We start from the raw sequence: 23693 nt of genomic DNA on the forward strand, positions 1-23693 counted from the left end.
CTCACTCCGCCGGCATCGCACGCGGCGACGGCATGAAGCCCAGCTGCTTGCGCTTTTCCGGGCGCTTGCGCGTCAGCGCCAGCACCATGCCCATCGAGATGGCGATCGCGATCTGGGAGGAACCGCCATAGGAGATGAACGGCAGCGTCATGCCCTTGGCCGGCATCAGTTGCAGATTGACGGCCATGTTGATGACCGACTGCAGGCCGAAGACGGTGACCAGGCCGCCAACCGCGTAGCGCGTGAAATCGTCCTGCTCCTTGAGTGCCGTGTTGAGGCCGCGCAGCACGATGAAGCCGAAGATGGACATGATGAAGAAACACATGATCAGCCCGAATTCCTCGCCAGCGACCGAGAAGACGAAATCGGCATGGCTGTCGGGGATGACCCGCTTGACGGTGCCCTCGCCCGGCCCGACGCCGAACCAGCCGCCATTGATCAGCGCCTCGCGGCCCATGTCGACCTGGAACGTGTCGCCCTCGCCGGTCATGAAGCGGTCGATGCGGCCGGCAACGTGCGGGAACACCGCATAGGCGGCGAACACGCCGCCGACGCCGGCAGCACCCAGCGCGACGATCCACAGCCACGGCAGCCCGGCCATGAAGAACATCACCCCCCAGGTGCCGAGCACCAGCATGGTCTGCCCCAGGTCAGGCTGCGCCACTAGCAGCGAGATGACCAGCGCAAGCAGCAACATGGCGAACAGATTGCCCGGAATGTCGGGCTGGCGCTTGTGCTCGGCGAACAGCCAGGCGCAGATGATGACGAAGCCCGGTTTCAGGAACTCGGACGGCTGTATCGACAGGCCGGCAAGCGATACCCAGCGCCGCGCGCCTTTCACCTCGACGCCGATATAGAGCACCGCCACCATCAAAAACAGCGTGATGCACAGCATGACCAGCGCCATGCGCCGGATCTGCCTGGATTCAAGGAACGAGACGGCAAGCATCACTCCAAGTGCCGGAATGGTGAAGATGATCTGGCGTGTGGCGAAGTGGAAACTGTCTAGTCCGATGCGTTCGGCCACCGCCGGGCTTGCGGCGAAGGACAAAACGATGCCGAGGCCCATCAGCGACAGGAACGCCGCCAGGAACCAGCGATCGATCGTCCACCACCAGGTCGCCACGGGGCTTTTGTCGAGACGGCTTTGCATTATCGTGTCCCTCCGATGGGCTTCACGCCATCAATGGCGGTTGCGGCTTGCCTGAACGCCTCACCGCGGACTTCGAAATTCTTGAACTGGTCGAAACTGGCGCAGGCCGGCGACAGCAGCACCACCGCCTCGCCGCTACTATCCTTGGCCGCATCGCGGGCGGCGTGTTCGACCGCCGCAGCCAACGTGCCTGATATCTCGTAGGGCACCGCTTCGCCCAGCGTCGCCGAAAAGGCCGGTGCGGCTTCGCCGATCAGATAGGCCTTGGCGATACGCGGGAAGAAGCCGCGCAACGGCTCGATGCCACCCTCTTTCGGCAGACCTCCGGCAATCCAGTAGATACGCGCAAAGCTCGACAGCGCCGGTGCCGCGGCATCGGCATTGGTCGCCTTGGAATCGTTGACGAACAGCACATGCCCTTTGCGGCCGACCTGCTCCATGCGGTGCGCCAGCCCCGGGAAACTCTCCAGTCCGGATTGGATCTCGCCGAGCTCGAGCCCGACCTTGAGGCAGGCGGCGGCGGCGGCCAGCGCATTCTGCGCGTTGTGCTGGCCGCGCAACGAGCCGATGCCTTCGAGAAAGGCGACCCGGCTGTAGCGGCCGTGCACGGCTTCCATCAGGTTGGTGCCTTCGGCGAAATAGCCGTCGGTCAGCGGCAGGCGCTTGGAGATGCGAATGATCTGCCGGCCCGCTCGCTCCAGCCGGTCGGCGATCTGGGCGCACCAGGAATCGTCGACACCGATGATTGCCGTCTCGCTGCCGGCCACCAGCCGCTCCTTGATCGAGGCGTAGTGTTGCATCGTGCCATGGCGATCGAGATGGTCCGGCGTCAGGTTGAGCAGGATGCCGGCCGTCGGATTGATCGAAGGGGCAAGATCGATCTGATAGGACGAGCACTCAACCACATAGTGCCGCTCGGGCTGCGGCGGATCGAGCGTCATCACCGCGCGGCCGATATTGCCGCCCATCTGCGTGTCGCGCCCGGCCGATTTGAGGATGTGCGCCGTCAATGCCGTGGTCGTCGACTTGCCGTTGGTGCCGGTGATGGCGATGAAGGCTGCTGCCGGCGCCCGCGCCGTCCGCTCGCGGCAGAAAAGCTCGATATCGCCGATGATCTCCACGCCTGAGCCCCGCGCGAGCTCGACGGTCCAGTGTGGCTTGGGATGCGTCAGCGGCACGCCGGGCGACAGCACGAAGGCGGAAAACCTCGCCCAGTCCGCGCCGCGCAGGTCTGCGGTGGCGATGCCGACCGCGCCGGCCTTGGCAACGCTGTCGGGATTGTCGTCCCAGGCGAGGACGTCCGCGCCGCCCTCGATCAGCGCGCGCGCCGTGGCAATCCCCGAGCCGCCGAGCCCGAAGAGCGAAACGCGCTTGCCTGAAAAGGATGCGGCGGGGATCAAGCGGCCTCCTATCTGAGCTTCAGGGTCGACAGCCCGACCAGCGCCAGAATGACGGCGATAATCCAGAAGCGGATCACCACCTGGCTTTCGGTCCAGCCGAGCTTTTCGAAATGATGGTGGATCGGCGCCATCAGAAAGACGCGCTTGCCGGTCATCTTGAAATAGCCGACCTGGATGATGACCGAGAATATCTCGACGACGAACAGGCCGCCGACGATGACCAGCACGATCTCGTGCTTGGTCGCCACCGCGACCGTGCCGATCAGCCCACCCAGCGCCAGCGAGCCGGTATCGCCCATGAAGATTGCCGCCGGCGGCGCATTGAACCACAGGAAACCGAGACCGGCACCGATCACCGCTCCGAGGACCACGGCAAGCTCACCGGTGCCGGGAACGAAATGGATCTGCAGATATTCAGCGAACACCGCATTGCCGGAGAGATAGGCGATGACGCCGAAGGACGCCGCCGCGATCATGATCGGCACGATCGCCAGCCCGTCGAGGCCGTCGGTCAGGTTCACCGCATTGCCGGCGCCGACGATGACGAAGCACGAGAACGGGATGAAAAACCAGCCGAGATTGACGAGAAACTCCTTGGCGAAAGGGAATGTCAACGATGACGAGAACGGCACCTGGCCGTTATGCATGATCACCCAGGCGGCGATGCCGGCAATGACGAATTCGAGCCCGAGCCGCGCCTTGCCGGAAAAGCCGAGATGCGATTGCTTCGTCACCTTGAGATAATCGTCGTAGAAGCCGATCGAGCCGAACCCCAGCGTCACCAGCAGCACCACCCAGACGTAGATGCTCGACAGGTTCGCCCACAGCAGCGACGAACCGACGATGCCGGACAGGATCATCAGTCCGCCCATTGTCGGCGTTCCCGCCTTCTTGAAATGCGTCTGCGGCCCGTCGGCGCGGATCGGCTGGCCCTTGCCTTGCCGCAGCCTCAGCGAATTGATGATGGTCGGTCCGAAGATGAACACGATCAGCGCCGCTGTGATCAGCGCTCCGCCGGTGCGGAAAGTTATGTAGCGGAAGACGTTGAAGACCGAGATCTTGTCCGCAAATTCGACGAGCAGTGTTAGCATGCGCTTGCGTCCCCCGGACCGATCCTAGGTCTGTCTGCTGGTTGTGGCTTCCGCCGGAAACTTGCCGAGCAACGCCTCGACCAGCTTTGAAAAGCCTATGCCCTTCGACGATTTGATCATGACCACGTCGCCGGGCTTCAATTCCGACAGAAGCACCGGTTTCAGATCTTCCGCGCCGGCGCGGTATTCCGTCTTGATCTCGCCCGGCAGCACGTCGGCCAGCGCCCGCATTTCCGGGCCGCCGAGGAAAACCGTGCGCGTATCGGTGCCGACGATCAGGTCGGCAAGCGCGGCATGCAATTTCGCCGAATGGCTGCCGAGCTCGAGCATGTCGCCAAGCACGGCAATGCGCCTGCCCTCGCCCGACACCGGTGTGGTGTTGAGCAGTGCCATTGCAGCGGTCATCGACGCCGGATTGGCGTTGTAGCTCTCGTCGATCAGTGTGATCGGCCCCTTGGGATGGCGCAACACATAGCGTTTGCCGCGTCCGCGTTCGGGCGAAAGATCGGCCAGCGCCTGCGCAACCCTGGTGACGTCGGCGCCGACCAGATGCGCGGCACCCAGCACGGCCAGCACATTCTGCACCATATGGCGGCCCGGCGCGCCGATCCTGGCGACAATCTCGTGTCCGCCAATCTTGGCGGCTATCACGGAGTGATCGGCATTGAGCTCGCATTTGATCAGTTTGAAGGTCGCCCGTGCATTCTCGCCGAACCCGTAGACATGCTCGACGCCCGCTTCTTTCGCCATCTTCTCCAGCAGCTTCCAGCGCTGGTCGTCGCGGTTGAGAAGGGCGGCGCCACCGGGCTCCAGTCCCTCGAAAACCTCTGCCTTGGCCTTGGCGATCTCGTCCAGGTTGCGGAAGAAGCCGAGATGAGCGGCCGCGATCAGCGTAATGATGGCGACATGCGGCCGGACCATTTTGACGAGGGGCCGGATCTCGTCCGGATGGTTCATGCCGATCTCGAAGACGGCATAGTCGCAATCCTGCGGCATGCGCGCCAGTGTCAGCGGCACGCCCCAGTGATTGTTGAACGACTGAGCCGATGCATGCACCGTACCGACCGCGGACAGAGCGTGGCGCAGTGCTTCCTTGGTGGTGGTTTTGCCCGCCGAACCGGTCACGGCAATCACCCTCGCCTTCGAGCGTGCGCGCGCCGCAACGCCGAGCTTTTCCAGCGCGACGAGCACGTCCTCCACGACGATCATCGGTGCCGTCAGCCGCCCCAGCGACGGCAGCTTGCCCTCGGCGACGACAAGCACGCCGGCGCCCGCCTTGATGGCGGCGGTGACGAAATCATGGCCGTCCATCACCTCGCCCTTGATGGCGAAGAAGGCGTCTCCCGGCTGCAGGCTGCGGCTGTCGATGGAAATGCCGGCGATGCCTTCAGGCATCGGACCGAGCGGCCGGCCATCCATGGCGGCAACCAGCGCCTCGGAGGTCCACAGATAGCTCACGCCGCTTGCTCCCTGAGCGCCGAGCGAACTTCCTCATGATCGGAAAAATGCAGCGTCTCGGTGCCGATGGTCTGGCCTTCCTCATGGCCCTTGCCGGCCACGATCAGCGTGTCGCCAGCGTGAAGCATCCCGACTGCCTCGTGGATGGCCTTGCGCCGGTCGCCGATCTCGATGGCGCCAGGTGCGGCCTCCAGGATCGCGGCGCGGATCGTCTCGGGAACTTCCGAGCGGGGATTGTCGTCGGTGACGATGACGACATCGGCCAGCCTTGTGGCGATCTCGCCCATGATCGGCCGCTTGCCCCGGTCACGGTCGCCGCCGCAACCGAATACGACGATGACGCGGCCGGTGGTAAAGGGACGCACCGAAGCCAGCACGTTTTCCAGCGCGTCCGGCTTGTGCGCGTAGTCGACATAGACCGGTGCGCCATTGGCGGCCGTCCCAACGAGGTCGAGCCGCCCCGGCGCACCCTTCAATTTCTCTAGCGCCATCAACGCCTTGGCAACAGATGTTCCAGTCGAAATGGCGAGGCCCGCCGACACCAGCGCATTGGCGATCTGGAAGTCGCCCGCCAACGGCAGGTCGACTTCATGGAGAACGCCGTCAACTTCGACCTCGGCGCGTTGGCGGTGGCGCTCGTGCTCGACCCGCTTCAGCCGCAGGAAATCGCCGTGGCGGCCGACCGTCAGCACGTTCAGTCCCGCTGCCCGCGCCGCCTTGATTGTCGGCTCCGACCACGGGTCGTCGGCAAAGATGACGGCCGGCGCGCCCTTCGGCAGCAGCGCATCGAACAGACGCAATTTGGCGCGATGATAGTCCTCGACCGTCGGATGATAGTCCATATGGTCGCGGCCGAGATTGGTGAAGCCGCCGGCCGCAAGCCTGACGCCATCGAGCCGGCGCTGGTCGAGGCCATGGCTGGACGCTTCCATCGAGGCGTGGGTGACGCCGGCCTCCGCCAACTCCTTGAGCAGCCTGTGCAGTGCCACCGGATCCGGCGTGGTCAGCGAGCCATATTCATTGCGGCCCGGCGCCACCACGCCGGTCGTGCCGATCGAAGCGGCGACCAAACCCGCCTGCTCCCATATCTGTCGGGTGAATGCGGCGACGGAGGTCTTGCCGCTGGTGCCGGTCACCGCGACCATGGTTTGCGGTTGCTTGCCGAAAATACGGGCAGCACTCAGCGCCAGCGCAAGGCGCGGATCGTCTACGACAAGAACCGGAACTGGCAGCCCGGCGACCGCACTGCCCTTGCCGACAACAATCGCGGCAGCGCCGCGGCTCGCGGCATCGGCGGCATAGGCTGCGCCATCCGCCTTGGAGCCGGTGAGCGCGAAAAAGACAACACCCGGTGTTACCTGGCGGGAGTCCGACGAAATCCCTGTAACCTCCATGTCGAAGGAAGCTGTCCCCTCGACAGGCAGGATACCGGCTAGATTTTTCAGCTTCATCGAACCCCGTTCATCGCAACAAAATAGCGCGCAGTTGCCGGCGCGCCCCAAGAATCACTGATAGGAAACCAGCGTTGCACCATTTTCATGGCTGAAATCTGGCTTCACGCCAAGCATGGAAGCCGCACGTCGGATGATGTTTGCAGCCATGATGCCCGCATTCGAGGCAGCCGTGGCACCCATGCCGGGCTTTTCCGGCTTCGGTTCGTCGGCGATCGTAAGCACTATGTATTGCGGATCGTCCATTGGGAAAGCCGCAACGAAAGCGTTGAAATTCTTTTCCTTCGAGTAGCGGCCGTTGACGACCTTCTCCGCCGTTCCCGTCTTGCCGCCCACCCGGTATCCTGGCACCCGGGCATTGCGGCCGGATCCCTTTTCGGCATTGAGGGCATAGAGATAGCGCATGCCCTCGACGGTCTTGTCGCTGACCACTTTCTTGGCCACCGCCATCGCCTGCTCCTGGGTGCGCGGCAGGAAGGTCGGGTCCATCAGATAGCCGCCATTCATCAGCGCGGCGCAGCCGACCGCCGTCTGCAGCGGGGTCGTCGACACGCCGTGGCCGAAGGCGATGGTAATCGAATTGACCTGCTTCCAGACCTTGGGCTCGGTCGGCCGGGCGACTTCCGGCAGTTCGGTCTGCATCTTCTCGAGGATTCCCAGGCGATGCAGGAATTCGCGGTGTCCGTCAATGCCAACCGCTTCGGCTTCCTTGGCAGAGCCGATATTGGATGAGTAGATGAACACTTCCGGCACCGACAGCACCCGGCCCTTGCCATGGAAATCATGGATGGTCTGATGGCCGATCCTGATCGGGCGCGATGCGTCGAAGCGGCTTTGCAGCGTTATCTTGCCGGAATCGAGCGCCATGGCGGTGGTGAAGCTCTTGAAGGTCGACCCCATTTCGTACAGGCCGGCGGACATACGGTTGAGCCGGTCCTTGTCCTGCGCGTTATAGGGGTTGTTCGGATCGAAATCTGGAACCGACGCCATCGCCAGCACCTCACCGGTCTTGACGTTGAGCACGACGGCACCCGCCGCGATCGCATGGTACTTTTCAATGCCGGTGGCGACCTCGTCACGTACGATATGCTGGACGCGCAGATCGATCGAGAGCTGGACCGGCTTCAAATCCTTGGCCACCGCCAGGCCCGACGCCTGAAGATCGCTCAAGCCCTGTTCGTCGATGTATTTCTCCATGCCGGAGATGCCCTGATTGTCGATGTTGGTGAGGCCGACAATGTAGGACGAGGTTTCGCCGGCCGGATAGAACCGGCGCTTTTCGGTGCGGAAGCCGAAGCCGGGGATGCCGAGCTGCATGATATCGGCCTGCTGCTTCGGCGTCAGTTGCCGCTGCAGCCAGACGAAGCCGGCGCCGCTCTTCAGCTTGTTGTATGTCTGCTCGTAGTCGATCTCGGGAAGCACCGTCGACAGCTTTTCGATCGCCTCGTCGGCATCGACGATGCGGCGCGGTTCGGCAAACAGCGACGCCGTCTTGATGTCGGTCGCCAGCACTTCGCCGTTACGGTCGACGATGTCGGGCCGCGATGCCGTCACCCGGCTCTGCGGCCCGCCCGACAGGTCGGGGTTCTGGAAACCCAGATAGACCAGCCGCCCGGCAATGGTCGAATAGATACCGAAGAACACCGCCATCGTCATGACAATGCGGGTCCTGCCCTTGCCACCGGTTGCCTTGCGGGCACCTTCGACCACGATCGATCCGCCCGCGCCGGGCTTCGAACCGCGCTTCAGCAGCCTGCCAACCTGTGGAAATCTGGCGGCCATTGGAAATCCGGTGATCATTGGACGATGCCTCCGGTCACCACCGGATCCTTGCCGCCAATATCAGCCATGCCGCCCAGCCGCTGCGATGAAAGGTCCTCGATGTTGACGGGTTTGGCCGGCAGATCGTCCAGCCCGACGATCTGGCGCGCATTGACCGGCTCGAGTCCGAGTTGCGATTTGTAGATTTCGGTGAGCTTCTGCAGGCGCGACGGCTGGGTAAGCAGGCTCCAGTCCGCCTTGAGCAGGTCGATCGTGTCCTCTTCATAACGGATCTGCGCCTGGATCTTGTGCACTGCCGCCAGTTGCTCCTCGGCCTCGCGCTTGGTCTTGTAGGTCAAGGCAGCCGCCGAAACCATGACGGCGATCAGGACTATGTCGCTGGTACGAAACACGTGTTCACCTCTCTCCCGGTCGATCGGCACCGGGAAGCTTTGGGCCAGGCAGTTTTGGCAGGCCGAAAATCGAAAAATCACCAGCGCGCGCCGGCGCCTCTGTACGGATCGCAGCGCGCAGCCTTGCCGAGCGCGCCCGCGGATTGGCCGAAATCTCGGCATCGCCAGGCGTCACGCCGCTGCCCTTCTTGGTGAAGGTGGCGGTGCGCGCCTGCGCCTCGGGCAGGTGCCGCGATCCGGTCGCTGAATCAGCTCTGTCGGCGATAAAGCGCTTGACCATGCGGTCCTCCAACGAATGGAAGGTCACCACGGCAAGCCGCCCGCCCGGTTTCAGCACGCGCTCGGCGGCAAACAGCGCCTTTGCCAGCTCGCCGAGCTCGTCGTTGACGAAGATGCGCAGCGCCTGGAAAACCCGGGTGGCTGGATGGATCTTGTCTTTCGGCGCGCGGCCGATATGCGTCTCGATGGCATCGGCAAGGTCGAGCGTGCGCTCAAAGGGGCGTTTTTCGCGACGGCTCTCGATCATACGGGCGATGCGCCCAGCATGGCGTTCTTCGCCGAGAAAACCGAAGATGCGGGCAAGATCGCCCACCTTGAAAGTGTTGACGACGTCGGCGGCGCTCAGGCCCGCCTGCGCCATGCGCATGTCGAGCGGTCCATCGGCGCGGAATGAAAAGCCGCGCTCCGGCTGGTCGATCTGCATGGAGGAGATGCCGATGTCGAGCACGACGCCATCGGCACTTTCAACCTGCTCGTCGAGCGTTGAGAACGGTGCCTGGACAAGCCTGAGCCTGCCGCCGGACTGCTGTTCAAGGGTCCGCCCCGCCGCGATCGCATCCGGATCGCGGTCGATGGCGACGACCGAGGCTCCGCTTGCCAGAATGGCCTTCGTGTAGCCGCCAGCACCGAACGTGCCGTCGACGAGCACCTCGCCTTTTGTCGGCGCCAGCGCCTCCAGAACTTCGGCAAGGAGGACCGGAATGTGACGGGCTGGTCCGCCAACGGCATGAACTTCATCGCCGTCGCCCGCCATCATTCCGGCCGCTCCCCGGGCTTCGTCCCCTGCCGAAGCTGCAAAAGCCGGGCGCGAGCTTCCGTCCCATAGGCGCTGAACCGTCCCGGCTCCCAGATCTGAAAGAAATTGCCGCGGCCAACGAAGGCCACTTCCGCTGAAATGCCGGTATGCTCGCGAATGAAATCGCTCATCGTGATACGGCCGTCCTGGTCGAGCTTCAGAAACGTTCCATCGCCATGGCAGAAGAACGACATGTCGTCCGCCGCCTGCAGGAACGGGTCTTCCTGCGCGATGCGCTGCTCGTAGCGATCGAGCAGGTCGAGCCCACCGACATCCATCGCCGGGCGATCCAGGCAGCGTAGCGCATAAAGTTCCGAATAGCCGCGTTTCTGCACAACGGCACGGAAATGCGCCGGCACGGACACCCGTCCCTTCGCATCGATCCTGTTCACCGCGTTCGACAGAAACCGGTCCATTACGCCTTACGGCCGCTTGCGCCGCCGCACCCCTCTGCATCTTCCTGTCCGCGCCGCCCCGGCCCGGTCGCCGTCCAAAACCCACTTCATTATGACGGGCGAACGCAGGCAAACGCGCAGCCGCCGCGGCTGCCCGATTGGCGTACGCTTCACCCTGACACGGAACGAAGGCTTGAGTATCGGAATGGGATATCATGGGGTGTTATGGGCGTCAACGGGAACAGTCTTCAAAACGCGCCTGCCACGACTGGGGAGAGCAGCTTTGACGGCACTCCGGTCTTTATCCTCCATTAAGCCTAACGAAGGGTTTAGAGCCGTGTGGTCCAACCGGACGCGGCTTGCTGCGGATCGTTGCCGCGCATAGCCTCGGCATCTCCTTTTCCGGTCAGTAACGAGGTTTGAAGCCATGTCTGAAACAGCCAAGTCGCGCGCCGCGGCACTTCCTCATCTGCGTCGCGCCGGGCTGGCCAAGGGCGACCCAATTCCCTTGCCCTTGACCATGGCCGCCATTTTCCACGCGCCGGGTGACGCCACCGGCTACGATCAATATGGCCGCTTCAGCAATCCGACCTGGGATGCAGTCGAGCACATGCTGGCGCATCTGGAAGACGCCCCATGCGTCGCCTTTCCCTCGGGAATGGCTGCCATCTCGGCGGTGTTTTTCGGCCTGCTCAAAGCCGGCGACCGTATCCTGCTGCCGTCCGACGGCTACCATACGACGAGAGCGCTGGCAGACCGTTTCCTGAAGTCCTTCGGCGTCGCGTACGATGTCCGGCCGACATCGAGCTTCCTCGACGGCGGCTTTGACGGATACCGGCTTGCCTTCGTCGAAACGCCCGCCAATCCAGGACTGGACATATGCGACATCGCAGCCGTCGCCGAAGCCGTGCACAAAGCGGGTGCGATGCTTGTGGTCGACAACACGACGATGACGCCTTTCGGCCAGCGCCCGCTCGATCTCGGCGCCGATATCGTCATTGCTGCCGACACCAAGGCGCCGAACGGCCATTCCGATGTGCTGTTCGGCCATGTCGCCAGCCGCAACGCAGATATTATCTCGAGGGTGACCGACTGGCGCGAGACGTCGGGCGCCATCCCCGGGCCATTCGAGGCATGGCTGGTACATCGCGGCCTCGAAACGCTGGACGTGCGCTTCGACCGCATGTGCGCTTCCGCCGAAATGATAGCGCGACGGCTGAAAGACCATCGCGCAATCAGCGGCTTGCGCTTTCCGGGACTGGAGAGCGACCCATCACACAATCTTGCCCGCGCCCAGATGGAGCGCTTCGGATTTCTCATCTCGTTCGTGCTCGCCTCGGAGGACAAGGCCGAGGATTTCATCAACAACTGCGCGTTGATGCAGGCAGCGACATCGTTCGGCGGCGTACACACTTCGGCCGAACGGCGATCAAAAAGGGGAGATGCCGTTCCGCCCGGCTTCGTTCGCTTGTCGATCGGCTGCGAGCCGGTGGAAGAGCTTTGGCAGGCGATCGAGGCGTCGCTAGACCGCATCGGCACCTGAGCAGCGCGACTACGAATTCAGATCGCCGGCGTCGATCTTGCGCCGGCCGTGGAGAACGCGAACGATTTCGATCGCCTCTTCGCGGACACGATACAAAGTGAGGTATTCGCCGACGATCAGGTGACGGATGCCGGGCGCAATGTCTTCGCGCGGTGCACCTGAGAAGGGATGCAGGGTCAGCAAATCCACCGCCTTTGCAAGAGATCCACGAGGCGAACCGCCGCATTTGGATTCTGTTCGGCAATGTAGTCGACGATGGCTTCGAGGTCGATCAATGCCTGAGGAAGCAGGCGATATTTCACTCCTCAAGGCCTTTGGCCTCGGCCATTTTTAGATATTTGGCGCGCAGCCGTTCCATGATTGGCGGCCCGTCCAGCGCCGGTCCGCTGTCGATCCCCTCCTGCGCCATCTTGCGCAATTCCTCGACCGTGTAGCCGAGCAGGTCGCGCCTGTCCTTCCATTGTCTCAGTGCGTCGCGGATCACCTCGCTCGCCGAGGCATATTCGCCGGCGGCGACCACGTCGTCGACTGCCGCGGCCATCTCCGGCGACAGCGTGATGCTGCGTTTATCGACCTGTCCCATGACGCGCTCCTGAATATCGTCATCAACTGGTACGATTTAATCGCACCATTTTCAAGGAATGTCGCGCTCGATTGCGGGTCGAAAAGTGAATCAACGGCTGCGCCCGAAGACGTAACCTGCTGATATCAGGAGATTTCCTTTTATCGGGGAAACTGCCAGCTGGCCTGTAAGCCGGGTTCTGTATGGCCCTCGCCCCTTACGGGGCGAGAACGTGGCGGCCATTCATCTTGGGCGCATGTTGCCATGCGCCTCACGCAACCTACCCGGACGGTGAGCCGGAAACAGCCCTCGAGGGTTTCCCCTCGCACCGCCCCTATTCGGTCTTGCTCCCGGTGGGGTTTACCGTGCCGCTCCTGTTGCCAGTCGCGCGGTGGGCTCTTACCCCACCCTTTCACCCTTGCCACGATTAGATCGTGGCGGTTTGCTTTCTGTGGCACTTTCCCTGGGGTCGCCCCCGCCGGCCATTAACCGGCACCGTGTCTCCATGGAGCCCGGACTTTCCTCACCCGCAGCCTTTCGGCTTCGCGGGTGCGGCCGCCCGGCCAGCTGGCAAGGCGTATAAAGGGGTTCAGGCCCAAAAACGCAAACGAAAAAGCAAGTTATCGCTTGTCAGGCGGGCGCTCCAAGTGCTGCCAGTTGCACCTTGACCTTGCCGCAATAGGCTGCGGACACCGGGTTCATCCGTGTGGCGCCGTGGCCGGCATTGTATTTCAGGATCGTGCCGCAGGTCGTGCCGCCGCCGAGATCTTGCGCCATGGCAAGGTACTTCATGCCGTATTTGATGTTGGTATCGGGATCGTAGAGACCCTGAACCGAACCGCTATAGCCCATCATTCTTGCCGTCGCCGGCTTGATCTGCATCAGGCCGATCTCGCCGGCGCTGCCGACCTGGTTCGGCTGGTAGTTGCTCTCGATCTTGATGACGGCATTGGCGAGCGATACCGGCACGCCGTAGCTGGCGGCATATCGCGCAATGATCGCCGAATACTGTCCGCTGCCGCCGACAACCGCCGCCTGGGGCGCTGGCCTGCTCTTCGGAGCGACTGACGCCGTTGCCATGTGGTCGATACGTTTGCGGTTACGCTTCACATGCTGTTTGGCGATTGTCTTTCTCGCAGCGGTTGGCCTTTTCGCGGAGACTGGCTTTTTCGTCCTTACCGCGGCCGCTTTTTCCACTTTTGCGGTGGTGGTCTTCTCTATTTTTGTACCACGGGTGGCTTTCGGCATGGCGGTTTTGCCGGCTGCGGCACTGAAGCCTTGATCGGCCCGCTGGCTCAGCGGCGCGCTGTTCGCCGCGCTGAAGGCAAAAGTCATTACGCCGGCAGCAATGGCTGCCGTTAAAACGGTCAATTTCTGCATGTGATCCTGTTCTGTTTGATCTGCACAAAGAACTTCGCGCAGATACCCTCAATCAACATCGGAACATCTGGGGATAGAGATCCGACAATCTGTACGGATCGCCTTTGACGACGGAATTGGCGCCAAAGAAGGCGGCGCAAGTCACTTTAGGTAACAGATTGTAACTTTTAATCTGGGAAAAGATTATTTGAGAGAGGCTATCCTTGCGGAAGCGAGCAGCCTTTCCAGCGTGCGGATCGTCGATCCGTCAGCCATGCCATCGACCAGGCGCTGCCGGAAATGCCGCTGAAATGCCTCGACCACGATTTCGGTCTGCCGGTCGAAAGCGCCGGTGATCTCGACGCCATAACCATAGAGCGACAGCATCGACTGCAGCGCCTCGACCTCGGCGCCGGTATCATCTGGCTTCAGTACGGCGCCGCGCCGGATCGGTGCTGCCGGCACAACATGGCCGACACCGGCGGCAAACAAGACTTTCCATGGAAATTTCTCGCCCGGATCGACCTTGCGCCCCGGTGCCACGTCGGAATGGGCGAGCACCCGCTGCGCCAGAATGGAATGGCGCTCGACAATGCCGACGCACAGGCCGATCACCGCGTCGATCTGCGGTTTTGGAAAATTGCGATAGCCCAGAGTATGCCCCGGATTGACGATCTCGATGCCGATCGAACAGGAGTTGATGTCGCTCTGTCNGCTCTTGCCGGCATGCCAGGCGCGATCGCTTTCCCTTACCATCTGAACAATGCGGCCGTCCTCATGGACCAGATAGTGCGACGAGACCTCGCTTGCCGGATCGCACAACCATGCCTCGGCGCCGGCGCCGGTCGCCATGCCGGTGTAGTGCAGCACGATCATATCGGGTCTAAGCGTGCCGCGCCGCGGTCCGAAATTCGGCGATACCCTAACCTCGGCGCTCGGCTCGTCGGGCGGAAAGCCGCTCATGCGTGCCGCAGGCCTCGCTCGATCATCTCATAGGCCGCGTTGATCGCCGCCAGCCTGGTCGTCGCGATCTTGATGAATTCCTGCGGCAGGCCGCGTGCGATCAGCCGGTCCGGATGATTGTCGGAGACCAACTTGCGGTAGCGCCTGCGGACCTCTTCGAACGGCTTCCCACGCTCGATGCCGAGCACAACATAAGGATCGGCGGCGCCCAGATCGACATGCCGCGCCAGGATGCTCTGGTAGTGCGCCTCATCGATGCGGAAGATCTCGGCGATGCGATGCAGGAATTGGCGCTCGCGCTCATGCACCAGCCCGTCGGCCTTGGCGATGTGGAACAGCCCGTCGAGTATGTCCTCCAGCATCAGGCAATTCGAATGGCCCGAACCGCAAAGCTGCGCCATCCGCTCGGCATAGGTTTCGAAACCGGCAATGTCGCGTTTGGCCAAATCGTAGAGCCGCGCCACATTGCGCCTCTGTTCCTTCGGCACCTCGAATATTTCCTGGAAGGCGCGCACCTCGTCTTGGGTGACGATGCCGTCTGCCTTGGCCATCTTGGCCGACAGCGCGATCATCGCCACCGAGAAGGCGACGCGCCGGCGCAGATCGGCATCGCCGGAGAAAACCGTGCGCACGGCTTCGACCACTTCGGCGACGCCTGACGACGCTGAAGATGAAACGCGTGTGACGAAGTCGCCGAGGCGGTCCCAAATCGACATGAGGGTTTCATAGGGCCAACCGCCCATCGCTATCAAGCCAAGACAGTGCCGCAGGGGCTGGCCCAATCGATTTGGCGGAATGCCTGAGGCGGCTGGCGCTAGCGCTCACCCATGGAAAATCCGCAGACGGCAGCCTCGGCGCGCAAACGGCGAGCCTAGCGATTGGCGCCTTGGGTCGTCGTTTCGGCGCCAGCGTCGGCGCACTCGGCCGCAAGGCGCGGGTATCGTAAGCAGCAGAAAGGCCGGCGTGTGAGGCCGGCCTCTCTTGGTTGTCACATCAATTATTGCGCCGGGGCAGCCGGCGCAGGAGCGGGGGCCGGGGCCGGCTCGGCAGGTTTGTTGGCGTCAGGAGCAGCCGGCTTCATCGTCTGGTCGGATGCCGGCGGGTTAGTGCTCTGCGTCGTAGTGTTGTCGGTGCCGCTGTCGCTGCAGGCCGCAACGCCAAGCAAGGCAAGCGCCGAGACCGACGCAAGAATGAGTTTCTTCATGATATCTCTCCTCTAATCACGCCACCGTTACCGGCGACGATCGGGGACACAATGCATCAGGTCATGATGAGTTTCGTAACGTTGCGTTTCCGCGTGTAACATCAAGCGCTTGGCCGTACAAAGCGTTGAGCACTAACAGGATGCGTAAAATGAAAATGCCGGAGGCGCTGCCATGACCGCAAGATGGGATTTCTGGATCGACCGCGGCGGTACCTTCACCGACATCATCGGCCGGGACCCGGAAGGCGGGCTGTATCCCAGGAAACTCCTTTCGGAAAATCCCGAAGCCTATGCCGACGCTGCCATCCAGGGCATTCGCGAACTGCTCGGCGTCCAGCCCGGCGCCCCAATCCCTTCCGCTCTGATCGGCGACGTCAAAATGGGCACCACGGTCGCCACCAATGCGCTTCTCGAGCGCAAGGGCGACCGCGTGCTGCTGCTCATCACCAAGGGCTTCCGCGATGCGCTGAGGATTGCCTATCAGGCCAGGCCCGATATCTTTGCCAAGCAGATCATCCTTCCCGAACAGCTCTACGAGCACGTCATCGAGATAGACGAACGCGTGCGCGCCGACGGTCGTGTCGAACGCCTGCTCGACATCGCCTCCGTGCGTCCTGCCATCGAACAGGCCAAGGCTGACGGTATCGATGCGGTCGCGATCGTCTTCATGCATGCCTGGAAACATCCCGATCACGAAAAGGCGGTCGCCAAAGTCTGTCGAAAGCTCGGATTCTCGCAGGTCTCGGTCAGCCACGAGGTCTCGCCGCTGATCAAGCTGGTCGGCCGCGGCGACACCACGGTGGTCGACGCGTATCTGTCGCCGATCCTGGCAAGGTATGTGCAAAGGGTTGCGGCGGAACTGGGTGCCGCGCCAATCTCCCCCCTTGTGGGGGAGATGTCGGCGAAGCCGACAGAGGGGGGCGCTGTCCCGCCAACATCTCAGTCTGTCACGCCCCCCTCTGCCCTGCCCCCTTTGCCGCCACTTGGCATCTCCCCCACAACGGGGGAGATTGGCCAATCCCCCCGCCTTATGTTCATGATGTCGTCGGGCGGCCTCACCGCCGCCGACATGTTCCAGGGCAAGGATGCGCTGTTGTCCGGCCCGGCCGGCGGCGTCGTCGGCATGGTCGAGACGGCAAAACTCGCCGGTTTCGGCAAAGTCATCGGCTTCGACATGGGCGGCACCTCCACCGATGTCGCCCACTATGATGGCGACTACGAGCGCGCCTTCGACACCGAGGTCGCCGGCGTGCGCATCCGCGCGCCGATGATGCGCATCCACACCGTCGCCGCCGGCGGCGGCTCGATCCTGCACTATGAGGCCGGCCGCTTTCGCGCCGGGCCGGATTCGGCCGGCGCCAATCCCGGCCCGGCCGCCTACCGGCGCGGCGGTCCGCTTGCGGTCACCGACGCCAATGTCATGCTGGGAAAGCTGCAGCCCGACTTCTTTCCGGCCATTTTTGGGCCGGGCCAGGACGAACCGCTCGACGTGCGGACAGTTCGCGAGACGTTCACCGCACTTGCCGCCGAAATCGGCGACGGCCGCTCGCCGGAAGCCGTTGCCGAAGGGTTCGTCACCATCGCCGTCGAAAACATGGCCAATGCCATCAAGAAGATTTCGGTGCAGCGCGGCTACGACGTCACCGAATACCTGCTGAATTGTTTCGGCGGCGCCGGCGGCCAGCACGCTTGCCTCGTCGCCGATGCGCTCGGCATGGAGGCTGTGCTGATCCATCCCTTTTCCGGCCTGCTCTCGGCATACGGCATCGGCCTGTCCTCGGTGTTTGCGTCACGCCAGCAGGCGCTGCTGAAGCCGCTGGCGGACGATTCCGGGCCGGCGATCAACGAGCTCATCGCAACGCTGCGCAAAGCCGTCATCGACGAACTCGCCGCGCAAGGCATCACCGAAGACGCGGTCGCCTCGAAGCCGATGCTGCAGATCCGCTATGACGGCACCGATACCGCGCTGCCTGTGAACTTTGGGCACGGCTCGATTGCGCAGGCCAAGGCGGACTTCGAACTGGCGCACAAGGCGCAGTTCGGCTTCGTCTATGATGACAAGCCGATGATCGTCGAATCGGTCGGCGTCGAAGGTACCGATACCGGCAGCACCGGCCGCGACGAAAGCGATTCAGTTCTTGAACACAAGGCCGCAAGTCCTTCCGGGACGCGGAAAATTTTCGTCGACGGCATCTGGCGCGACGCCGGCATCTTCCCTCGCGAAACGCTGAAGCCCGGTAACAAGATCGCCGGCCCCGCTTTGATCATCGAGCCGAACCAGACCATCGTCGTCGAGCCCGGCTGGCAGGCCGAGATCACCGCCAAGGACCATGTACTGATGCGCCGCATCGAGAAGAAGCACCGGCAGGCCGCACTCGGCACCGAAGCCGATCCGGTGATGCTGGAGGTCTTCAACAATCTGTTCATGTCGATCGCCGAGCAGATGGGCGTAACGCTGCAGAACACCGCCTATTCGGTCAATATCAAGGAGCGGCTCGACTTCTCCTGTGCCGTTTTCGACCGGAATGGCGCGCTGGTCGCCAACGCGCCGCATATGCCGGTGCATCTCGGCTCGATGGACCGCTCGGTGGAGACCATCATCCGGCTCAATTCCGGCGACATTCACCCCGGCGACGTCTTTGCCCTGAACGCCCCTTACAATGGCGGCACGCATCTGCCTGATATCACCGTGGTGACACCGGTGTTTTCCCTCCCCCTCGAGGGGAGGGTGGCCGCGAAGCGGCCGGGTGGGGTCCTCTCAGAAGGCACCACAAATGCGTCGAGCACTGCCGCAACGACCCCCTCCGGCGGCTTCGCCGCCACCTCCCCCTCGAGGGGGGAGGAGATCCTCTTCTACGTAGCCTCGCGTGGCCACCATGCCGACATCGGCGGCACGGCGCCCGGCTCGATGACGCCGCTTGCCACTACCGTCGATGAGGAAGGTGTGCTGTTTGACAATTTCCGCATCGTCGATCGCGGCAGGTTCCGCGAGAAGGACCTGGAGACGCTGCTGACCGACCACCCCTACCCGGCGCGCAATCCGCACCAGAACATCGCCGACCTCAAGGCGCAGATCGCCGCGAACGAAAAGGGCGTCGCCGAGCTGCGCAAGATGGTCGCGCATTTCGGCCTTGGCGTCGTCGAAGCCTATATGGGCCATGTCCAGGACAATGCCGCCGAAAGCGTGCGTCGCGTACTGGAGCGGCTGCCCGACAGTTCCGAATACGAATATCCGACCGACACCGGCCAAATGATCNGTGCGTCGCGTACTGGAGCGGCTGCCCGACAGTTCCGAATACGAATATCCGACCGACACCGGCCAAATGATCAAGGTGAAGATATCGGTCGACCGGCACAAGCGCGAAGCGACCGTCGACTTCACCGGCACGTCGCCAGTGATGAAGAACAATTTCAACGCGCCAGAGCCGGTCGCCCGTGCCGCGGTGCTTTATGCCTTCCGCGTCATGGTCGAAGACAACATCCCGATGAATGCCGGATGTCTGCGGCCGATCAACATCGTCATTCCCGACGGCTCGATGCTGAAGCCCGCCTATCCCGCGGCAGTCGTCGCCGGCAATGTCGAGACCTCGCAGCACGTCACCAACGCGCTGTTCGGCGCGATGAGGGCAATGGCCAATGCGCAAGGCACGATGAATAATCTCACCTTCGGCAACAAGCAGTACCAGTATTATGAGACGATCTGCTCCGGTTCGCCGGCCGGCCGCATGAACGACGGCCGCGGCTTTCACGGCACCTCCGGCGTCCACACCCACATGACCAATTCGCGCCTGACCGATCCGGAAGTGCTGGAACTGCGTTTCCCGGTATTGCTCGAAGATTTCCATATCCGCGAAGGTTCCGGCGGCAAAGGCAAATGGAATGCCGGCGACGGCACCAAGCGCACCATCCGCTTCCTCGAAAAAATGGAATGCGCGATCCTGTCCTCGCATCGCAACCACCCGCCGCAAGGCCTGGACGGCGGCGGCGATGGCGAGGTTGGCTCGACCAAGATCCGCCGCAAGGATGGCCGCGTCGAGGTCCTGAAGGCCTGCGATCAGACCATCCTCGACGCCGGCGAGGCAGTCATCGTGACGACGCCGACGCCTGGTGGATTTGGCAAGGCCTGAACTCGCGTCAACAGGCTGTCACCGGCCTGTCATGACCCTGCGCTACCCGCTTGCGGCAAAGCAAACGGGGAATCGCCTTGCCATGACGGACATTTCTGGAGAACTGGTTTTTCGCCGCGGCAAGGAAGTTGGCAAAGCCGTCTACCAGAACCGCCCGCTGTCGAAAGCCGGCATCTCCGAGCGCTTGTTCGCCTTCCTGTTCTCCGGCCTTGTCTACCCGCAGATCTGGGAAGACCCCGAAATCGACATGGACGCGATGCAGCTCGGCAAGGGTCACCGCATCGTCACCATTGCCTCGGGCGGCTGCAACATCCTCGCCTATCTCACCCGGTCGCCGGAAAGGATCGATGCCGTCGACCTCAACACCGCCCACATCGCGCTGAACCGTATGAAGCTCGAAGCCGTCCGTCACCTGCCGTCGCAGGGCGACCTGTTCCGTTTCTTCGGCGCGGCTGAGACCGGGCACAATTCGCAGGCCTACGACCGCTTCATCGCACCGCATCTCGACCCGGTCAGCCGCCATTATTGGGAGCGCCGCAGCTGGCGCGGCCGTCGCCGCATCGCTGTCTTCGACCGCAATTTCTACCAGACCGGCCTGCTTGGCCTGTTCATCGCCATGGGCCATCGCACCGCAAAATTCTTCGGCGTCGACCCGGCCGACATCATGGACGCCAAGAGCATCGCCGATCAGCGCCGCTTCTTCGACGAAGAGCTGGCGCCGGTCTTCGAAAAACCGCTGCTGAAATGGGCGACTTCGCGAAAAGCTTCGCTGTTCGGCCTCGGCATTCCGCCGGCCCAGTACGATTCGCTGATCACCTCGGGTGACGGCACCATGGCCAGCGTGCTCAAGGCGCGGCTGGAAAAGCTCGCCTGCGATTTTCCGCTGAAGACCAACTATTTCGCCTGGCAGGCTTTTGCCCGCCGCTATCCCAATCCCGGCGAGGCCGCCCTGCCCGCCTATCTCGAAAAGCGCAACTACAAGACGATCCGCAACAATGTCGATCGCGTGGCAATCCACCATGCCAATCTGATCGAGTTCCTTGCCGGCAAGGATGCCGGTTCGGTCGACCGCTTCGTGCTGCTCGACGCACAGGACTGGATGACGGACGACCAGCTCAACGGGTTGTGGGCCGAGATCACCCGAACCGCCTCCACCGGCGCCCGCGTCATCTTCCGCACCGCAGCGGAACCCAGCCTGCTGCCCGGCCGCGTCTCGAATTCGCTGCTCGACCAGTGGCGCTACGAGAACGACGCCTCGCGCGAGTTTTCGGCGCGCGACCGCTCGGCGATCTATGGCGGCTTTCATCTCTACGTGAAGCAGGGCGCATGAGCACGACCGAGTTGCCGGCCAGCCATGCCGAGCTGATGGACGGCGTTTACCGCTGGCAGCGTCATATCTACGACCTGACCCGCAAATATTATTTGCTCGGTCGCGACCGGCTTATCGCCGGCCTGGATGTGCCGGCCGGCGGCACCGTGCTCGAGCTCGGCTGCGGCACCGGCCGCAACATCATCCTTGCCGCCCGCCGCTATCCCGGCGCGCGCTTCTTCGGCCTCGATATTTCGGCCGAGATGCTGGAGACGGCCACCGCCGCCCTTGCCCGCGAAGGCCTCTCCGGCCGCGTCACGCTGGCGCGCGGCGATGCCACGGATTTCGACGCAAAGGCGCTGTTCGGCGTCGAAAATTTCGACCGCGTCTTTGTCTCGTATTCGCTGTCGATGATCCCCGGCTGGGAGAAGACGGTATCCGCGGCTCTTGCTGCCCTGTCATCTGGCGGCTCGCTGCATATCGTCGATTTCGGCCAGCAGGAGGCCCTGCCCCGCTGGTTCCGCACGCTGCTGCGCGGCTGGCTGAAAAAATTCCATGTCGAGCCACGTCAATCGCTGCGCGCGGTTCTGGATTCGGAATCTGCAAGAACCGGTGCAAGCTTCCGTTTCCAAGCGCTTTATCGCGGCTATGCGTGGCTCGCTGTGATCGGCCTAGGTCGATAGCCAGGGTGTGTTGAGATTCAGGTCAGGCCGAGTCGAAAACGGTGGGCTCCGAGAACCGGCGCGGGGTGTACTTTTGGGTACGTGAGCACCGGCCTACGCCGGCCGTAGCCTTAACTGCCACGACCGCTCATGAGTGCTTTGGCCGGCGAAGGCCGGAAGCGCAGGAAACCGCCGTTGCAGGCCGGCANCCGGCCTACGCCGGCCGTAGCCTTAACTGCCACGACCGCTCATGAGTGCTTTGGCCGGCGAAGGCCGGAAGCGCAGGAAACCGCCGTTTGCAGGCCGGTATCACCTGAATATCGATACAGCCTAATGCAGCGCCTTGACCAGCGCCGCCACCATTACCTGCGGCCGGTAGCCGAGCCTGGCCGGCGTCAGCCCGAGCCGCACCACAACCAGCTGCTCGGAGGGAATGATGGCGACCGTTTGCCCATCATGCCCCTCCATCCAGTAGGTGTCCTTGGGCAGGCCGGCGGCAATGCCGGCGCCGGGATTTTCCTCGTCGCCCGGCCCTTCGATCCATAATTGCCCCTTGCCGTAGACCTTCGAGGCAGTTGCCGGTTCCCGCATCCAGTCGACGAAGCCGGCGGGCAGGATCGCCTTGCCGTTCCAGACGCCACCCTGCAGCAGGAATTGGCCGAAGCGCGCCCAGTCGCGTGCCGTGGCATAGAGATAGGACGAGCCGACGAAGGTGCCGTGCTCGTCGGCCTCTAGCACCGCGCTCCGCATGCCGAGCGGATCGAACAGCGCGACCCTCGGCCACGCCAGCGCCTTGTCCTTGTCGCCGATCGCGTCCTGCCACAATCGGGACAGCATCACCGCCGTGCCGCTCGAATAGGAAAACACCTTGCCGACCTCGCCGGTCAGCGGCTTGGATCCGGCAAAGCCTGCCATGTCCGGTTCGAGATAGAGCATGCGCGTCACATCGGCGACGTCGCCATAATCCTCGTTGAATTCCAGTCCGCTCGACATTGCCATCATGTCGGCGAGGCTGATCACGGCACGGCCATCTGCTTGCCAGGGTCGAAACAGGCCCTGGTTGGTGATCGCCAGCTTGCCGTCCTTCATCAGCGTGCCGACGATCGCCGCATTCACCGTCTTGGTCATTGACCAGCCCAGTAGCGGGGTCTTTTCGGAAAAGCCGTCGCCATAGCGCTCTGCGACGATGCGGCCGTTCTTGACCACCACCACCGCCCGCATGCCAGCACCGGTCAATGCCGGATCGTCGAGGATTGCCGTGACCTCGGGATCCTGCGAGGCATCGGCCTTGTCGCCCTCCGGCCAGATCGCATCGGGCAGCGGCGCCGGCGTCGGTGCAACTCCCGCGACAGCCTTGGCGGCGGCAATATCGCTGTCGGGAACCGAGGCGCAGCCGAGCCCGTCGCGGGCGACCGCGACACTCTTGCCGAGCCCGCCGAACAGGCCCGCCGAAACCGTTCCCTTCTCCTTGTCCACCGACACTCTCATCAGCTTCAGCAGCGGATGGCCCGGCGCCTGCACATCGACGGCGAGCACGTCGTCGGCGTCTCGCCCTGCGATGAAGACGTTCGAACAGACGATCTTGGCCGAATAGCCGGAACCGACGCGGATCAGTTCCGGCGGCGCGAAATACAGCCAGCCGGCGAGCATCGCAGCGGCCAGCACAGCCAGGCCCAGCAGCCATTTGACGAACTTCAGAAGGATCTGCATTTTTTTCGAATTCCCCCCGAGCGCGATCTATGTCATCGATTTGCCGCCATTGTTTCG

At 63.1% G+C, this 23693-nt stretch carries 19 protein-coding genes, 1 other RNA gene and 1 pseudogene; 4 read left to right on the forward strand and 17 right to left on the reverse strand.

The genetic code is table 11. From position 1 onward, the window contains the following. Position 1 precedes the first annotated feature (1 nt). The 9 genes from ftsW to mraZ are packed head-to-tail and all read right to left on the reverse strand — an operon-like array spanning position 2 to position 10218. The gene (ftsW, locus tag X760_RS64660; protein ID WP_023721202.1) at positions 2 to 1153 is read right to left on the reverse strand and encodes a putative lipid II flippase FtsW; all 1152 of its coding nucleotides are present in this window, start codon (positions 1151 to 1153) and stop codon (positions 2 to 4) included. Beyond that, a complete protein-coding gene (murD, locus tag X760_RS64665) occupies positions 1153 to 2553 on the reverse strand; it encodes a UDP-N-acetylmuramoyl-L-alanine--D-glutamate ligase (RefSeq protein ID WP_023721203.1) in 1401 nt (466 codons plus the stop codon). The genes ftsW and murD overlap by 1 nt, the downstream gene beginning before the upstream one ends. An 8-nt stretch (positions 2554 to 2561) precedes the next feature. Next, positions 2562 to 3644 carry a phospho-N-acetylmuramoyl-pentapeptide-transferase gene (gene mraY, locus X760_RS64670; protein WP_023721204.1) on the reverse strand — a complete coding sequence of 361 codons (1083 nt, stop codon included), beginning with the start codon at positions 3642 to 3644 and terminating at the stop codon, positions 2562 to 2564. Between the two features lie 24 nt (positions 3645 to 3668). Then, on the reverse strand, positions 3669 to 5102 hold the full coding sequence (locus tag X760_RS64675) for a UDP-N-acetylmuramoylalanyl-D-glutamyl-2,6-diaminopimelate--D-alanyl-D-alanine ligase (RefSeq protein ID WP_023721205.1): 1434 nt from the start codon (positions 5100 to 5102) through the stop codon (positions 3669 to 3671). Further along, complete coding sequence (locus tag X760_RS64680; protein WP_023721206.1) at positions 5099 to 6553, reverse strand: UDP-N-acetylmuramoyl-L-alanyl-D-glutamate--2,6-diaminopimelate ligase; 1455 nt, start codon at positions 6551 to 6553, stop codon at positions 5099 to 5101. Before X760_RS64680 ends, X760_RS64675 begins: the two co-directional genes overlap by 4 nt. A gap of 54 nt (positions 6554 to 6607) precedes the next feature. Continuing rightward, the gene (locus tag X760_RS64685) at positions 6608 to 8335 is read right to left on the reverse strand and encodes a penicillin-binding protein 2 (RefSeq protein ID WP_023721207.1); all 1728 of its coding nucleotides are present in this window, start codon (positions 8333 to 8335) and stop codon (positions 6608 to 6610) included. Positions 8336 to 8349: 14 nt separating this feature from the next. Continuing rightward, a complete protein-coding gene (locus X760_RS64690) occupies positions 8350 to 8727 on the reverse strand; it encodes a hypothetical protein (protein ID WP_023676771.1) in 378 nt (125 codons plus the stop codon). A 4-nt stretch (positions 8728 to 8731) separates the two neighbouring features. Continuing rightward, positions 8732 to 9763, reverse strand: coding sequence for a 16S rRNA (cytosine(1402)-N(4))-methyltransferase RsmH (rsmH, locus tag X760_RS64695; RefSeq protein WP_023721208.1), 1032 nt, complete (start codon positions 9761 to 9763; stop codon positions 8732 to 8734). Beyond that, positions 9760 to 10218 (reverse strand): division/cell wall cluster transcriptional repressor MraZ, encoded by a 459-nt coding sequence (gene mraZ, locus X760_RS64700; protein WP_023721209.1) that lies wholly within the window; start codon positions 10216 to 10218, stop codon positions 9760 to 9762. Before mraZ ends, rsmH begins: the two co-directional genes overlap by 4 nt. 406 nt (positions 10219 to 10624) lie before the next feature. Between mraZ and X760_RS64705 the strand changes: the two genes are divergently transcribed. Then, positions 10625 to 11740: a cystathionine gamma-lyase gene (locus X760_RS64705; protein WP_023721210.1), complete on the forward strand. Its 1116-nt coding sequence runs from the start codon at positions 10625 to 10627 to the stop codon at positions 11738 to 11740. 9 nt (positions 11741 to 11749) lie between these two features. Here the strand turns inward: X760_RS64705 and X760_RS78105 are convergent, their stop codons facing one another. The 7 genes from X760_RS78105 to X760_RS64735 all read right to left on the reverse strand — a co-directional run bounded on the left by X760_RS78105 (position 11750) and on the right by X760_RS64735 (position 15828). Further along, a complete protein-coding gene (locus X760_RS78105; RefSeq protein ID WP_245278673.1) occupies positions 11750 to 11929 on the reverse strand; it encodes a type II toxin-antitoxin system RelE/ParE family toxin in 180 nt (59 codons plus the stop codon). 109 nt (positions 11930 to 12038) lie between these two features. Then, positions 12039 to 12323: a type II toxin-antitoxin system ParD family antitoxin gene (locus X760_RS64715; protein ID WP_023721211.1), complete on the reverse strand. Its 285-nt coding sequence runs from the start codon at positions 12321 to 12323 to the stop codon at positions 12039 to 12041. Between the two features lie 151 nt (positions 12324 to 12474). Next, an RNA gene (gene rnpB, locus X760_RS73825) (RNase P RNA component class A) lies at positions 12475 to 12873 on the reverse strand. A gap of 59 nt (positions 12874 to 12932) precedes the next feature. Next, entirely contained in the window at positions 12933 to 13682 is a 750-nt protein-coding gene (locus X760_RS64720; RefSeq protein WP_023721212.1) for a transglycosylase SLT domain-containing protein, read from the reverse strand. A 183-nt stretch (positions 13683 to 13865) separates the two neighbouring features. After that, positions 13866 to 14624 carry an N-acetylmuramoyl-L-alanine amidase gene (locus X760_RS64725; RefSeq protein ID WP_023721213.1) on the reverse strand — a complete coding sequence of 253 codons (759 nt, stop codon included), beginning with the start codon at positions 14622 to 14624 and terminating at the stop codon, positions 13866 to 13868. After that, positions 14621 to 15340 carry a DnaJ family molecular chaperone gene (locus X760_RS64730; RefSeq protein ID WP_023721214.1) on the reverse strand — a complete coding sequence of 240 codons (720 nt, stop codon included), beginning with the start codon at positions 15338 to 15340 and terminating at the stop codon, positions 14621 to 14623. The genes X760_RS64725 and X760_RS64730 overlap by 4 nt, the downstream gene beginning before the upstream one ends. A 281-nt stretch (positions 15341 to 15621) precedes the next feature. After that, entirely contained in the window at positions 15622 to 15828 is a 207-nt protein-coding gene (locus tag X760_RS64735) for a hypothetical protein (protein WP_023721215.1), read from the reverse strand. A gap of 172 nt (positions 15829 to 16000) precedes the next feature. Between X760_RS64735 and X760_RS64740 the strand changes: the two are divergent. The 3 genes and pseudogenes from X760_RS64740 (at position 16001) to X760_RS64750 (ending at position 21947) form a co-directional block, all read left to right on the forward strand. Beyond that, positions 16001 to 19955: pseudogene (locus X760_RS64740) on the forward strand (hydantoinase B/oxoprolinase family protein). A gap of 31 nt (positions 19956 to 19986) precedes the next feature. Next, on the forward strand, positions 19987 to 21285 hold the full coding sequence (locus X760_RS64745) for a DUF3419 family protein (protein ID WP_031194591.1): 1299 nt from the start codon (positions 19987 to 19989) through the stop codon (positions 21283 to 21285). After that, positions 21282 to 21947 (forward strand): class I SAM-dependent methyltransferase, encoded by a 666-nt coding sequence (locus tag X760_RS64750; protein WP_023721217.1) that lies wholly within the window; start codon positions 21282 to 21284, stop codon positions 21945 to 21947. Before X760_RS64745 ends, X760_RS64750 begins: the two co-directional genes overlap by 4 nt. 309 nt (positions 21948 to 22256) lie before the next feature. Here X760_RS64750 and X760_RS64755 read toward each other — a convergent pair whose 3' ends face one another. Beyond that, positions 22257 to 23636, reverse strand: coding sequence for a serine hydrolase (locus tag X760_RS64755; protein WP_023721218.1), 1380 nt, complete (start codon positions 23634 to 23636; stop codon positions 22257 to 22259). Positions 23637 to 23693 lie beyond the last annotated feature (57 nt).

This window comes from Mesorhizobium sp. LSHC420B00 (genome assembly GCF_000503055.1).
Taxonomy (GTDB): domain Bacteria; phylum Pseudomonadota; class Alphaproteobacteria; order Rhizobiales; family Rhizobiaceae; genus Mesorhizobium.

Bases quoted from the DNA above. Each gene is read 5' to 3' on its own strand.
- X760_RS64680 (WP_023721206.1), bottom strand. From the start codon at position 6,553: ATGAAGCTGAAAAATCTAGCCGGTATCCTGCCTGTCGAGGGGACAGCT.
- rsmH (WP_023721208.1), bottom strand. From the start codon at position 9,763: ATGATGGCGGGCGACGGCGATGAAGTTCATGCCGTTGGCGGACCAGCC.
- mraZ (WP_023721209.1), bottom strand. From the start codon at position 10,218: ATGGACCGGTTTCTGTCGAACGCGGTGAACAGGATCGATGCGAAGGGA.
- X760_RS64720 (WP_023721212.1), bottom strand. From the start codon at position 13,682: ATGCAGAAATTGACCGTTTTAACGGCAGCCATTGCTGCCGGCGTAATG.
- ftsW (WP_023721202.1), bottom strand. From the start codon at position 1,153: ATGCAAAGCCGTCTCGACAAAAGCCCCGTGGCGACCTGGTGGTGGACG.
- X760_RS64715 (WP_023721211.1), bottom strand. From the start codon at position 12,323: ATGGGACAGGTCGATAAACGCAGCATCACGCTGTCGCCGGAGATGGCC.
- X760_RS64735 (WP_023721215.1), bottom strand. From the start codon at position 15,828: ATGAAGAAACTCATTCTTGCGTCGGTCTCGGCGCTTGCCTTGCTTGGC.
- X760_RS64685 (WP_023721207.1), bottom strand. From the start codon at position 8,335: ATGGCCGCCAGATTTCCACAGGTTGGCAGGCTGCTGAAGCGCGGTTCG.
- X760_RS64745 (WP_031194591.1), top strand. From the start codon at position 19,987: ATGACCCTGCGCTACCCGCTTGCGGCAAAGCAAACGGGGAATCGCCTT.
- X760_RS64755 (WP_023721218.1), bottom strand. From the start codon at position 23,636: ATGCAGATCCTTCTGAAGTTCGTCAAATGGCTGCTGGGCCTGGCTGTG.
- X760_RS64750 (WP_023721217.1), top strand. From the start codon at position 21,282: ATGAGCACGACCGAGTTGCCGGCCAGCCATGCCGAGCTGATGGACGGC.
- X760_RS64705 (WP_023721210.1), top strand. From the start codon at position 10,625: ATGTCTGAAACAGCCAAGTCGCGCGCCGCGGCACTTCCTCATCTGCGT.
- X760_RS64730 (WP_023721214.1), bottom strand. From the start codon at position 15,340: ATGTCGATTTGGGACCGCCTCGGCGACTTCGTCACACGCGTTTCATCT.
- mraY (WP_023721204.1), bottom strand. From the start codon at position 3,644: ATGCTAACACTGCTCGTCGAATTTGCGGACAAGATCTCGGTCTTCAAC.